11 protein-coding genes are annotated in these 12880 nt (G+C 63.1%); all 11 read right to left on the bottom strand.

Going from position 1 to position 12880, the window contains the following annotated elements; translation table 11 throughout:
* Positions 1-3 precede the first annotated feature (3 nt).
* Positions 4-2295 (bottom strand): chemotaxis protein CheA, encoded by a 2292-nt coding sequence (locus C1A35_RS14695; protein ID WP_104665021.1) that lies wholly within the window; start codon positions 2293-2295, stop codon positions 4-6.
* A gap of 19 nt (positions 2296-2314) precedes the next feature.
* Positions 2315-2680, bottom strand: coding sequence for a response regulator (locus C1A35_RS14700; RefSeq protein WP_025425897.1), 366 nt, complete (start codon positions 2678-2680; stop codon positions 2315-2317).
* 3 nt (positions 2681-2683) lie between these two features.
* On the bottom strand, positions 2684-2977 hold the full coding sequence (locus C1A35_RS14705; protein ID WP_104665022.1) for an STAS domain-containing protein: 294 nt from the start codon (positions 2975-2977) through the stop codon (positions 2684-2686).
* A gap of 41 nt (positions 2978-3018) precedes the next feature.
* A complete protein-coding gene (locus tag C1A35_RS14710) occupies positions 3019-4632 on the bottom strand; it encodes a globin-coupled sensor protein (protein ID WP_104665023.1) in 1614 nt (537 codons plus the stop codon).
* A 689-nt stretch (positions 4633-5321) separates the two neighbouring features.
* On the bottom strand, positions 5322-6710 hold the full coding sequence (locus C1A35_RS14715) for an FGGY-family carbohydrate kinase (RefSeq protein ID WP_104665024.1): 1389 nt from the start codon (positions 6708-6710) through the stop codon (positions 5322-5324).
* A 4-nt stretch (positions 6711-6714) separates the two neighbouring features.
* Positions 6715-7029 (bottom strand): L-rhamnose mutarotase, encoded by a 315-nt coding sequence (gene rhaM, locus C1A35_RS14720; RefSeq protein WP_104665025.1) that lies wholly within the window; start codon positions 7027-7029, stop codon positions 6715-6717.
* Between the two features lie 7 nt (positions 7030-7036).
* Entirely contained in the window at positions 7037-8041 is a 1005-nt protein-coding gene (locus C1A35_RS14725) for an ABC transporter permease (protein ID WP_104665026.1), read from the bottom strand.
* Positions 8041-9021, bottom strand: a complete 981-nt coding sequence (locus C1A35_RS14730; protein WP_104665027.1) for an ABC transporter permease — start codon at positions 9019-9021, stop codon at positions 8041-8043. Before C1A35_RS14730 ends, C1A35_RS14725 begins: the two co-directional genes overlap by 1 nt.
* Complete coding sequence (locus tag C1A35_RS14735; protein ID WP_104665028.1) at positions 9018-10514, bottom strand: sugar ABC transporter ATP-binding protein; 1497 nt, start codon at positions 10512-10514, stop codon at positions 9018-9020. The genes C1A35_RS14730 and C1A35_RS14735 overlap by 4 nt, the downstream gene beginning before the upstream one ends.
* Positions 10515-10837: 323 nt before the next feature.
* On the bottom strand, positions 10838-11827 hold the full coding sequence (gene rhaS / locus C1A35_RS14745; protein ID WP_104665078.1) for a rhamnose ABC transporter substrate-binding protein: 990 nt from the start codon (positions 11825-11827) through the stop codon (positions 10838-10840).
* A gap of 120 nt (positions 11828-11947) precedes the next feature.
* A complete protein-coding gene (locus C1A35_RS14750; RefSeq protein WP_034796966.1) occupies positions 11948-12760 on the bottom strand; it encodes a DeoR/GlpR family DNA-binding transcription regulator in 813 nt (270 codons plus the stop codon).
* Between the last annotated feature and the right edge of the window lie 120 nt (positions 12761-12880).

The raw sequence follows: 12880 nt of genomic DNA on the forward strand, positions 1-12880 counted from the left end.
GCATTATCCGGCAGCAGCAAGTGACATTTCAGGCTTCAGCGATTGCCCGCGCGAGGCAGCGACGATCGCGTCGACATCGAGGATGAGCGCCACGCGGCCGTCGCCGAGAATGGTCGCGGCAGCAATGCCCGGCACGTGGGTATAGTTGGCCTCGAGACTCTTGATCACCACCTGGCGCTGCCCCTGGATCGCATCGACCATCAGGGCGCGCTGGCCGCCGCCTTCCGATTCCACCAGGAGCGCAACGCCCTCGACCGGGTTCGCCTGGATGGCGCGGAAGTTGAGGATGCGGCCGACGTCGACGAGCGGGCAGAAGGAGTTGCGGATCGAGATCAGCCGCTGGTTGGCGCCGAAGGAGTGGATCGCCGAGGCTTCCGGCTGCAGCGTCTCGACGATCGCGGTCAAGGGCACGACGAGCGTCTGGTTGGCGACCGTCACCACCATGCCGTCGAGGACGGCGAGCGTCAGCGGCAGGCTCATGGTGAAGACCGAGCCGTGACCCGGCTTCGACGAAATGTTGATGCGACCGCCGAGCGCCTGGATCGAGCGCTTGACCACGTCCATGCCGACGCCGCGGCCGGAGATATCGGAGATCTTGTCGGCCGTCGAGAAGCCGGCGTGGAAGATCAGGTTGTCGATCTCTTCATCCGAGAGATTGGCGTCGGCGGCGATCAGGTCGTTGTCGATCGCCTTCTGGCGCACCTTCTCGCGGTTGATGCCGGCGCCGTCGTCGGCAAGCTCGATTACGATACGGCCGGAACGGTGCTTCGCCGTCAGGCGCACCGTGCCTTCGGCGCTCTTGCCGGCGGCAAGGCGTTTTTCCGGCGTTTCGAGACCGTGGTCGACCGCGTTGCGGATCATGTGGGTCAGCGGCTCGGCGAGCTTGTCGATGACCGTCTTGTCGACTTCGGTGTTTTCACCTTCGGTGATGAGGCGCACCGACTTGCCGGTCATGTCGGCGATTTCGCGAACGATACGCGACATGCGCTGGAACACCGGCTTCACCGGCTGCGCGCGGATCGCCATCACCGAATCCTGGATCTCGCGGGTGAGCTGCTGCAGCTCTTCGAGGCCCATATTGATCGAGGACGTGCCGTTGGTGTCGTTTTCGACGACGCTCTGCGAGAGCATCGCCTGATTGATGACCAGTTCGCCGACGAGGTTGATCAGGCGATCGACGCGATCGAGATCGACGCGAATGGTCGGCGTTGCAGCCGATGCGGCGGCCTGCTGCGCGGCAGCGCTCTGGGCGGCGGCGCTGGCTGCAGGTGCCGCCTTCTCGGCCGGGGCACGCGTTGCGGACTGCGCCATCTGCAGCACGTTGCTGGCCGTGGCTGCGGCGGCAACCGCAGCGTCGCGATCCTGCTGGCGCGAAGCGAGCTGTTCTTCCTCCTCGACGACACCGACCGATATCGCCGGCTCATCGTCCAGGATCGACAGGTCGAACGGAACCGGCTGCATCGGCAGCTCTTCGCCCGGCTGCGCAACCTCGTCTTCGATGAGCGAAATCTCCAGATCGCAATCCCACTCCGCAAATTCGAAGACGGTGCGGATCGCGTCTTCGCCCTTGTCGGTCTTGAGCGAAATCTTCCAGAAGAAATAGGCGCTCTCAGGGCTCAGCCGGTCGAGCGTCGGCAGTGCGCCCATGTCGCAGTGGATGCTCATCTCGCCGAGGCGGGACAGGTCGCGCAGAAGCAGCGTTGCCTCGTTGCCCTTGGCATAGAGATCGGACTTCGGCTTGAAGACGATCTCATAGGTGGGCATTTCCATCAGCGGCGGCTCTTCGGCCGCATCGAAATCGTCGAAGGAGAAGGCGACCGGCTGGAAGCCTTCGTCGTTGACCGGCGGCGGGGCCGCGGCGGCAACGGGCTTGGCGACCGGCTCGGCAGGTGCTGCGGAAGCCTGCGGCACTTCACCGTTTGCGAGCGCCTCGAGTTCCTTGATGAGCTGGCGGCTGCGCGCTTCGTCGACGCTGCCGCCGTCGCGGGCGGCGTTGGTCAGGTCGGCGAGCACGTCGGCCGACTTCAGCATCACCTTCAGCACTTCCGGTCCGGGATCGAGCCTGTTGGAACGAACGCAATCAAGGGTCGTCTCGAACACATGCGCGAAGGAGACGAGGTCGTCCAGCCCGAAGGCGCCGGCGCCACCCTTGATGGAGTGCACCGCACGGAAAACGGCATTGACCGTTTCCGGGTCGCGATCGCCATCATTGAGCTTCAGCAGACCCGATTCCAGTTCGGCGAGCTGTTCCTCGCATTCCTGGAAGAAGATCTCTTTGATTTCGTTCATATCCATTGGAGGCTATCCCCGGACTTCAGGCCGTTACGCGCTCGATTGCATCGATGAGTTTGGTCGGGTCGAACGGCTTGACGATCCAGCCGGTGGCTCCCGCCTGACGCGCGCGGTTCTTCTTTTCCGCGTCGCTTTCGGTGGTCAGCACCAGGATCGGAATGGCGCGATAACGATCGTTCTTGCGCACGCCTTCGATGAAGCCGAAACCGTCGAGACGCGGCATGTTGATGTCGGTGACGATCACGTCGGGATTGGCTTCTTCCAGAACCTCAAGGCCCTCGACGCCGTCCTCGGCCTGGATCGTTTCGAAACCGGCATTGTTCAAGGTGACCAGCAGCATGTTTCGGATCGTCCGGGAGTCGTCGACCGTCAGAACTCGCTTCTTCATTTCTCAAATCTCCTTTGCCACCAGGTGGTCGATCTCGACCCCGATGAGCTGTGTCGTTTTCTCGAAAGCGTCCGACACCTTGCTGAAGGTGAAAGACAAATGATCTTCTTCCCAGGTCTTGGCGCCGGCCATCAGCACCTGGACACAGAGCGCGCCCACCCGCTCGACCGCGGAAGCGTCGATCACGATGTCGCTGCCCTTGAGCGCGAGCAGCTTCTCGTGCAGCGCCGTCGCTTCGTTCAGGTCCAATACCGGAGCGAGGCTGAGCGTCTTCTGAGCGGTCTTCTTGCTGGCCATTCCTGTCTTCCTCGACTGCTAACTCTCTACTGCCCTTGAAATCAGCGCTGCCAACCGGCGAGCCGGCGCTGCAACCCGTCGTCAAACAGCAGCGCGGCCGGCTCGTCGACGACGGCCGAAGCGTGACGGAAGGGCTCGCCCCCGGCGCGTGTCGGCGAAACCGGATGACGGCGCTCCAGGCGGAACTGGCGGATCGTCTCGCCGAGTTCGACGATGACCGTATGAAGATCGTCGGACGAGCGCACGGTATCGCCGGCCAGCGCGGCACTTGCCTCGACGCCCCGGGAAATCGTGCCGATCCCGGCTGCAACACCCCGGAGGTCGCCGACCTGCTGCTCCGCTTCGCGGGCGATGCCGGAGACGGCTGAATTGATCGATGTCACCTGCTCGACGATGCTGCTGATCGCGTCCTGGGTGCGGCCGACGATCTCGACGCCGGTCTCGACCTGCGCCTTGGTTCCGCTCACCAGTTGCTTGATCTCGCGCGCCGCCTCGCCGGAACGCTGCGCCAGCGCGCGCACCTCCTGGGCGACGACGGCGAAGCCGCGACCGCTGTCGCCGGCGCGCGCCGCCTCGATGCCGGCATTGAGCGCCAGGAGGTTGGTCTGGAACGCGATCTCGTCGATGACGCCGATGATCTGGCCGATCTTTTCGGCAGACGCTTCGATGTCGGCCATGGCCGTGATCGCCTGGCCGGCGATCTCGCCACTGCGCTCGACGGCAATGCGGGTCTCGTTGGTTTTTGTCTCCGTGGCGCTGATCCGGCCCGAGCCGGTCGCCATGCGTCCGGCCATGTCGGCAAGCGCCGCCAGCTGCCCGGAAAGCGCTTCGGCTTCGACGCGCGCCTTGTCCGTGAAGGCTGCCGCGCCGTCGCGCATACGCTCGACCAGTGCCCCTGCGGCCTGGCTGCGCTGATCCGATGCCTGTAGGCTTTGCTGGATCTGCTGGAGTGCGGCATTCAGGCTGGCGACGATCGGCTGATAGGCTTCTACCGCCGTTTCCGGCAGTCGCGCGCCGAGATCGCCCTGGCTCACGCCTTCGGCAAAGTCGCCGAAGAGCATCTTGACTTCCAGTTCGTCGGCGCTGCGCTGCTCGGCGAGCTGCCGCTGGTGCTGCTGGCGAAGCGCATTGAAACGGAGCGATACGCCGATCTCGCTGTCGACAAAGGTGGTGCGCACCAGTGCGGCGACGAGGTCGCAAAGCTCGCGGCGGCGCGCCTTGCCCATCGGCAGAAAGGATTTCGGCCAGGCCTCCTCGATGAGCCCGACGATGAGATGCTCGAGCACGACCGCATGGCTAGCCATCTGCCAGCGGGGGTCGAGGCCCATGCGGCTGGCAGTGTCGGCGAGCACCTTGATGCGCTCGGCATAAAGTCCGTCGAAGCGTGCGTCGGTCAGCACGTTCCAGTGCGACGACTGCAGGTCCTGCAGGCGATCGATCTGGCGGTCGCTGTCGAAATGGCGGGCGGCGTCGGGATAGGTCTGGAGGCGCTGGAAAAGATCGCGAAGCGCCTGGTCGATGCGGGGAGAAAGTTTTTGTCTGTTATCCCGGACGCGGTTGCAGCTCTCATCATCGAGCCCGGCAAAACGCAAGCGCTCCAGCAGGCTGCCTGCCTGGCCCTTTTTTGCCTGTTCTGACGATGCTTCCTGCCTCAACGCTGATCCCCGGGTAATGCGCTTTCGGAATTTGCCTGGGGAGCATAAGGGAGAGCCACGGTCCACCGGACGTGCACGCCACATCGATGAGATCAGCCTCCGCCTGTGGCGTCTGCTGTCGTTCATCCCGCAAGTAAATTCGGTGAAGAATGGATACCGGACCGGAACCGGTACGGCGGGGCGGCATCATGCCTTGAGGAGACTTGTGAATTATCCCATTCCGACGTGTGGGACCATGTTTATGGTTAATTCCTTGCTTGAAGGTTAACGGTCCCTCGCCTCTAATCGGATTCACTAAAATTCACGGGGTGTTTTCGCCCGCTATTTTTGCGCTGCAACAAAACTGTAATAAACACCCGCGAAACCAACAGGTTCTCAATCACAAGAGTTTAGAATTGTACTTTGACTTGCGCTCGCGTATCGAAGCGAAAGTGGAGTGGGCGCTCGATGCGCGAGGAAACCTTCGCACCAGAAAAAGCGACGTCATGACGATGCGCTTACAGGAAACGAACAATGATTGTTCTTGGCATCGGCGCCGCACTCACAGCAATCCTGACAATGATGGCAGTATCGATCGTGCTCAACATCGAGCACAACCGGTCGGCAAAGCGCAGCTCCGTGTTTTGATCGGGATCGAGCGCGTCTCTTACTGACACAACCAGGCATCCTTGCGGCCAAAGGCAGATGCTCTACGGCCGTTCTTCTTTGTCCGCATGCTCCCGCGTCGCTTTCTGCCATGCCTGTGCATAGGCTACGAGGCACTCTGCCGCCTCCCCCAAGAGCGGTTCGACACCGGTCCGGACCCTGGAACCCTTAACCAGGCATGCAGCACCGAGGCTCGTACCCGTGATATTCCGGGGATCGGCAAAGACCGGCCGGCCGGTCGCCGCCGCGAGCATGCGCAGGTAGGTGCCGTTGGCGGCAAATGGCCCTTCGACAACGATGTCGCCCCGCGCACCGATGAGATCGAGACAGGTCGCCGTCATCAGCGCCAGATGGAACGAGACGACGACGAAGCGTTCGGCGGGCTTAAGCATCCGCTCCTGCGTCGTCCACGTCGCCTTCAGGCCCGGAAAGGGACCTGAGCCCTCGGGTAGCGACGGCAGCAGCATGTGCCGAGCCGAGGCAACGGCCTCCTCCGTCTCAGGCGGCACGGGAACCGTGCCCTCCCCGAGCAGGAGCTGGAAGGCGCGGCCACCCATGAAGCGGGCGGAGGGCACGGGATCGCCTGATGCGTTGACGTTGACAAGCGTATCGCGACGCTCGTCGAGCGGCTTCGGTTCCGCGCCGACCGCGAGCATCACCACCCAGGTGCCGGTAGAAACAACCGAGAAGGGCGAGGCCCGCGTCAGAAGATGCGGCAGCAGCGAGGCATTGGAATCATGAATGCCGCAAGAGACGGGCGTGCCTTCGGCAATACCGGTTGCGGCACAGAGTTCCGGCCGCAAGGCACCGGCGATATCGCTCGCCTTCAACACCGGTGGAAAGAGCGGCATCCAGCCCTGGCGCTCGACCAGGGACGAGAAGGTCCCGGCCCGCGGGTTCCAGAGGTCGGTGTGACAACCGAGCGAGGTCAGTTCGTTGCAGAGTGTACCCGTCAGCCGAAAGGTCCAATACTGCGCATAGGTCAGAATGGAAGCGACCCTGGCAAAATCACCCGGAAAGGTCTTCTGCTGCCAATAGAGCTGAGCGCCGACATTGAGGCCCATCGGCAGGCGGGCGGAGCCTGTCTCGGAAAACGGCGGCCGCACCGCATCATATTCGGCGGTTAGACCGTCGGGGCCGGCGTGCTCATAGTCCAGCACCGGAAGCGCCAGCTTGCCGGACGCATCGAGCACGACCGCCGTCGCGCCATGGGTGGTGATGGAGATTGCCTCGAAGGCGTATTCGGCATTCAGCGCCGCGAGGCTTTCCAGTACGAAGGCCCAGAGACGCTCGATATCGAAGTGCGGATAGGGACCATCGGTCAGCACCGCATTCGCCGTCTTGCGGACAGCGATCTCCTCGAAACGATCGAGATCAACGGCCGCGACCTTGGCATTCGTCTTGCCGATATCGATGACGCCAACAACCCGCATCCGATCAGTCCATATGAAAGACGGTCGTGAGCGCCACCGCCACCGGCTCGTTATCACCACGGGTTTCCATGATGTCGGCCATATGGGCCCACCACTTCTGCATGATGGGATGGGACGGCAGGTCGGCCATACGGTGGTCGTCGGTGCGCCAGAGCACGCCGAAAAGCAGGTTGGTTTCCTCGTCCAGATGGATGGAGTAGTCGGAGACGCCGGCCTCCTTCAGGAGGGTCGCCAGTTCCGGCCAGATGGCGTCGTGCCGCGCCTTGTATTCGGCAGCCATGCCCGAGTTCAGCCGCATGCGGAACGCGTATTTTTCCATCGGAACCTCAATGTGCGAGACGCTGGCGGGCGCGCCGCCAGAGAATGGGAAGCGCGATCACCGAGATCAGCAGCAGGCCGATGAAGATCGACATGACGATGCCCGGGACGTTGAGCAGGCCGAAACCGAAGGTCACCATGCCCATGATCAGCGCGGCGAGCACGACGCCGGGGATGGTTCCGGAGCCGCCGAGAATGTTGACGCCGCCGAGCACCACCATCGTCACCACTTCCAGTTCCCAGCCGAGCGCAATCGACGGACGGGTGGAGCCGAGCCGCGAGGTCAGGCAGATCGAGGCGAGCCCGGCCATCAAGCCGGTCAGGAGGAAGAGGACGAACTTGACGCGCGCGACCCGGATGCCGGAGAAGAGCGCCGCCGTCTGGTTGTTGCCGATCGCATAGACGGCGCGGCCGAAATTGGTCCTGTGCAGCACGACGCCATAGACGACCGCAAGCGCGACGAAGAGCGTGAACTCGAAGGAGAACACCCACCAGACATAGCCCTGGCCGAACCAGGAGAAACTGTCGGGATAGCCGGTGAAGGCCTGGTCGCCAAGAATGATGAACGAAAGCCCGCGGAAGAGGCTCATGGTGCCGATCGTCACGACGATCGACGGCAGCCCGAGACCGGTGATCAGCAGGCCGTTGATCGCGCCGCAAATGAGCCCGACGGAGAGGCCGATCGCCACCAGTGCCGGCGTGTCGAAGCCGAGCTGGACGGCATAGCCCATGGCCGTCGAGGCGAGCGCGATGATCGAGGCGACCGACAGATCGATCTCGCCGGCAATGATCACCAGCGCCATGGCGAAGGCGATCATCGCCTTTTCGGTGAAGTTGAAGGTCGCGTCCGAAAGGTTCCACGGGTCGAGGAAATAGGGCGAAGCCAGCGAATTGCCGAGAAAGATCAGGCAGGCGACGACAAGGAGCAGGCTTTCCCAGCTCTTCAGCAGTCGCGCGCCGCGGCCCTCCAGCCGATCGGGGATATGCCGTGGGGTAAGATGGATCTCGGCCATCAGACAGCCTCCGCCTTTCTCAAGATGACGCGGCCCTTGCGCCGCTCGGCGCGGGCGTTGACGGCGACAGCGATGATGATGACCATGCCCGAAATCGCCATCTGGGCGAAGGGCGAGATGTTGATAACCGGCAGCGCGTTCTTGATGACGCCGAGGAACAGCGCGCCGAGCACGGCGCCGGCTACCGTGCCGATGCCGCCGGCGATCGAAATGCCGCCGATGACGCAGGCGGCGATGATGTCGAGCTCGAAGCCGGCGGCGATGTCGACGTAAGCGACGGCATAACGCGACACCCAGAGATAGCCGGACAGCCCCGCGAGCGCGCCCGAGAGGCAATAGGCAAAGAAGCGGGTGCGGCCGACATCGATGCCGGTATAGACGGCCGCATGCGGGTTGCCGCCGACCGCATAGAAGGCGCGGCCGAGCGCCGTTCGGCTCATCAGCAGGAAGACGAGCCCGATCATGAGAAGCGACAACCAGGAGAGAACCGGGAAGCCTAAGAGCGCGTCGCGCGGCAGCGCCTTGAACGCATCGCTCATCTGGTGGGCGTTGATCCACTTGCCGTCGCTCAAGAGGAAGATCATGCCGCGATAGATGGTGAGCGTGCCGAGCGTGACGACGATCGGCGGAATGTCGAGCTTCCAGACGAGCGCGCCGTTGATCATCCCGAGCAGGGTGCCGAGCGCCATGGCAACGAGGATGACCAGTGGGATCGGCAGCCCCGGAAAGGCCGCGTTCAGCATCGCCGCCACCATGCCTGACAGCGCGAGGTTGGCGGCCATCGACAGATCGATGCAACGCGTCAGGATCACCGCCATCTGGCCAAGCGCCAGGATGATGAGGATCGAGGTGTCATTATAGACGCGCGCCAGATTGGACGGCGCGACGAATGCAGGGAAGCGCAAGGTGATCAGCGCGAGCAGCACGGCGATCGCAGCGACGAGCAGGAGTTCCCGGTTCTTGAGAAACTTGGACATCACGCAGCCTCCTGGATGCCGGCGGCGGCGCGCACTAGCTTTTCCGCCGTTAGCTCGGCGCGCTCGAAGCGCCCGGCGATCCGGCCTTCGCGCATGACGATGACGCGGTCGGACATGCCCATGATCTCGGGGATTTCCGAGGAGACCATAATGACGCTGAGGCCTTGCGCGGCAAGCTCGCTCATGAACGCGTGCACGGCCGCCTTGGAGCCAATGTCGATGCCTTTGGTCGGCTCGTCGAGGATGATCACCTTGGGCCGCGTCGCCAGCCACTTGGCGATGACGACCTTCTGCTGGTTGCCGCCCGAGAGCGTGCCGACGTCCTGATCGAGCGAGGCGGCGCGCAGGTCGAGGCGCGAGGTGTATTCGCGGGCGAGCGCAAACTCGTTGGCAAGCTTCAGGAAGCCCGAGCGCGAGGTGCGCGAGAGAGAAGGCAGTGTGACGTTCTGAAAGATCGGCAGGCCGATGATCGCACCCTGACGGCCACGCTCCTCAGGCACGTAGACGATGCCAGCGCGGATCGCTTCGGAGGGGCTGCGGATCACCAGCACCTCGCCATCGAGCCGGACGGCACCGGCAGAAGGCCGGGTGACGCCGATCAGCGACTGCATGAATTCCGATCGCCCGGCACCGACGAGACCATAGAAGCCGAGGATCTCGCCGCGGCGAAGCTCGAAATTGATGTCCTCGAATTCGGTCGGGTGGCGATAGCCGGAAACGGTCAGCACCGGCTCGCCGATCGCGACGTCCTTCTTCGGATAGACCGAACCGACGGCGCGGCCGACCATGAGACGCACCAGTTCGTCCTGGCTGACGTCGGCAATCAGGCCCTCGTCGACCATGGCTCCGTCGCGGAAGACCGTGTAGCGGTCGGCGATGCGGAAGATCTCGTCGAACTTGTGGCTGATGAAGAGGATTGCCTTGCCCTCGGCCTTCAGCCGTTCGACGAGGGCATAGAGCTCGTGGATTTCCTTGTGCGACAGCGCCGCCGTCGGCTCGTCCATGATGACCACCTGCGCATCGATGGAGAGCGCGCGGGCGATCGCGACAAGGTGTTTCCTGGCGATGCCGAGATCGCGCAGGCGGATGGTCGGATCGAGATCGGCGCCGGCGCGCGCGAGCAGAGCGCGCGCATCGGCGTTGAGCTTCTTCCAGTCGATCAACCCGAAACGATTGCGCGGGGCGTGGCCGAGGAAGATGTTTTCGGCGACCGAGAGCTCATCGAAGAGCACGGTCTCCTGGTGGATCGCGGTGACGCCAGCGCGTGCGGCCGCGAGCGCCGTCGGGAAATGCACTTCCTGATCGGCTACAGAGATCGTGCCCTCGTCCGGCTGGTAGATGCCGGTCAGGATCTTCACCAGCGTCGACTTGCCAGCGCCGTTTTCGCCGATCAGCGCGGTCACGGATCCCGGATAGAGCGACAGCGAAACATCCGAGAGCGCCTTCACGCCGGGGAAGGATTTCGAGATCCCCTCAAGCGCGATGGCGGGCTTCATCCGCGATGTGAGCGTATCCTGCAGCAAGAGACAATCCACCAGTTCAGACGTTTCGATAAAGCAAAAGCTGGCCAGCGCCTCGGTCGCGCTTGGAAAGGTTCGGATGACCCCGACTGCTTTGGCAGCTTGGGGCTGCCCCTCACCCTAACCCTCTCCCCGCAGGCGGGGAGAGGGAACGAGAATGCCGCGCCTATCAGCTCCCCGATCTCGAAAGGAGCGAGCGGTTGCCGCATGTCCCTTCTCCCCGCGAGCGGGGAGAAGGTGGCCGGCAGGCGGATGAGGGGCAGCCCTCACCGCGCGGATGAGGGCCAAATTCGCCGCGATCAGAAAATCTTGGCGAATTCCTCGACGTTCTTTGCGTCGTAGACGAACGGGTCGGCCATCGCGCCTTCGTTGTTGTCGTCGAGTTTCACGGTACCCATGCGGCCCATCTTCAGTTCCGCACCCGGCTTGGCTTCGGCACCGCCGATCAGGTCATAGGCGATCATCGTTGCGGAGTAGCCGAGGTCGATCGGGTTCCAGATCGCGAAGGACTTGGAGGCGCCCGACTTCACGTGGCCGGCCATTTCCGAGGGAAGACCGAGGCCGGTGACGTTGATCTGGCCGATCTTGCCGGCGTCGGTGACGGCCTGGGCGGCCGCGACGATACCGACCGAGGTCGGCGCGATGATCGCCTTCAGGTTCGGATAGGACTGGATGAGGCCTTGCGTTTCGCGATAGGACTTGTCGGCAAGGTCATCGCCATAGACGGTGGTGACGACATTGATGCCCTTGTAGTTGCCCTGGACCTTCTTCATCTCAGCGATCCAGGTGTTCTGGTTGGTCGCGGTCGCCGAAGCCGAGAGCACGGCGACGTCGCCGCCTTCAGGCAGGTTATCGGCAGCAAGCTTGATGATCATGTTGCCGATCAAAGGGTTCGACGACGGGTTGAGGTGCATCATCCGCCCGTCCTTGGCGACGCCGGAATCCCAGGAGATCACCTTGATGCCGCGGTCCATCGCCTTCTTCAGCGCCGGTACCAGGGCGTCGGTGTCGTTGGCCGAGACCGCGATCGCGTCGACCTTCTGGGCGATCAGCGAATTGATCACCTCGATCTGGCCTTCGGCGGTGGTCGAGGTCGGGCCGGTATAGATCACCTCGACGTCGCCCAGTTCCTTGGCGGCTTCCTGGGCGCCCTTGTTGGCGGCTTCGAAGAAGCCGATGCCGAGCGCCTTGACGACGAGCGCGATCTTCTTGTTTTCCGCGTGCGCGGCATTGGCCATCAGCGCCAGCGAAACGGCGGCCGTGACCATCAGTGATTTCAGGATCTTCATGTTCATTTCCTCCCAATGACCGGCGCGCGACAGGCGTCGCCGGCGCGGCTTCCTCCGTTCGGCAACGAACCGGCCCCCTCTTTGGCCGTGAGCGTCACCTTCCCCTCTCCTCGCCCTCCCTCAGGCGGACGAGGACATATTCTCCGCATCCGTGCCGGCTCTCGAGCTGGCGACGACCAGCCTCACGCCGGCATTTTCGAGCATCGCGGCATGCCTGTCCTCGATGCCCGAATCCGTAATGACCGTGGCGATCCGCTTCAGCCCGCAAAGGATGAGGCTCGACCGCTTGTGGAATTTCGAGGAGTCGACCAGCACGACGAGTTCGTCCGCCTGGTCGATCAGTTTCTGCTCCGCCTGGATCAGCAGCGGATCCGCCTCCATCAGGCCGAGCGGGCCTAAGCCTTGCGCCCCCATGAACATGCGGCGCGCATAGAAGTTGCGCGTCACGTCATTGTCGAAGGGGCTGAGGATGATGTTCTGCTCGCGATAGATCGTGCCGCCCGACAGCATCACCGTGTTCTTGGAGTGCTTCAAAAGGTGCTCGGCGATCGGGAAGGAATTGGTAAACACTTGCATGCGGCGGTTGCTCAAGAAGTGCACCATCTGGAAGGTCGTCGTGCCGCCATTGATGATGATCGGCTCGCCATCTTCGCAGAGCGCCACCGCCTCCTTGGCGATTGCCTGCTTCTCGCGGGCATGCAGCCCCTCATTAACCTTGAACGGCCGACCGGCAAGCCCGACGAATTGCGGCGGGTTGATCGCCTCGGCACCGCCGCGCACCCGGCGCAGCTTCTTCTGCACGTGAAGCGCTGCAATATCGCGCCGGATCGTCGCCTCGGAACTGTCGGTCAGATCGACCAGTTCCTGGACGGTGACGACGGGTTTTTCCTGAACCGCCGACTGTATGATCCGGTGTCTTTCTTTCTCGTGCATGCGTTCCTCCGATGGCGTTCATGCTTCCATCACGATCGACCATTGTCAATCACAATCAATCATATTTTTTCATTGTGCAGCGCAGTATGCGCGAACTTGATCGTTTTTGATTGACAATAA

Origin of the sequence: Ensifer adhaerens (assembly GCF_002940685.1) — a bacterium.
Classification (GTDB): Bacteria; Pseudomonadota; Alphaproteobacteria; order Rhizobiales; family Rhizobiaceae; genus Ensifer; species Ensifer adhaerens_E.

What these genes read in the sequence shown, in the direction of transcription:
- C1A35_RS14725 (WP_104665026.1), bottom strand. Translation starts at nt 8,041, where the DNA reads ATGGCCGAGATCCATCTTACCCCACGGCATATCCCCGATCGGCTGGAG.
- C1A35_RS14735 (WP_104665028.1), bottom strand. Translation starts at nt 10,514, where the DNA reads ATGAAGCCCGCCATCGCGCTTGAGGGGATCTCGAAATCCTTCCCCGGC.
- C1A35_RS14705 (WP_104665022.1), bottom strand. Translation starts at nt 2,977, where the DNA reads ATGGCCAGCAAGAAGACCGCTCAGAAGACGCTCAGCCTCGCTCCGGTA.
- C1A35_RS14700 (WP_025425897.1), bottom strand. Translation starts at nt 2,680, where the DNA reads ATGAAGAAGCGAGTTCTGACGGTCGACGACTCCCGGACGATCCGAAAC.
- C1A35_RS14695 (WP_104665021.1), bottom strand. Translation starts at nt 2,295, where the DNA reads ATGGATATGAACGAAATCAAAGAGATCTTCTTCCAGGAATGCGAGGAA.
- C1A35_RS14750 (WP_034796966.1), bottom strand. Translation starts at nt 12,760, where the DNA reads ATGCACGAGAAAGAAAGACACCGGATCATACAGTCGGCGGTTCAGGAA.
- C1A35_RS14715 (WP_104665024.1), bottom strand. Translation starts at nt 6,710, where the DNA reads ATGCGGGTTGTTGGCGTCATCGATATCGGCAAGACGAATGCCAAGGTC.
- rhaS (WP_104665078.1), bottom strand. Translation starts at nt 11,827, where the DNA reads ATGAAGATCCTGAAATCACTGATGGTCACGGCCGCCGTTTCGCTGGCG.
- rhaM (WP_104665025.1), bottom strand. Translation starts at nt 7,029, where the DNA reads ATGGAAAAATACGCGTTCCGCATGCGGCTGAACTCGGGCATGGCTGCC.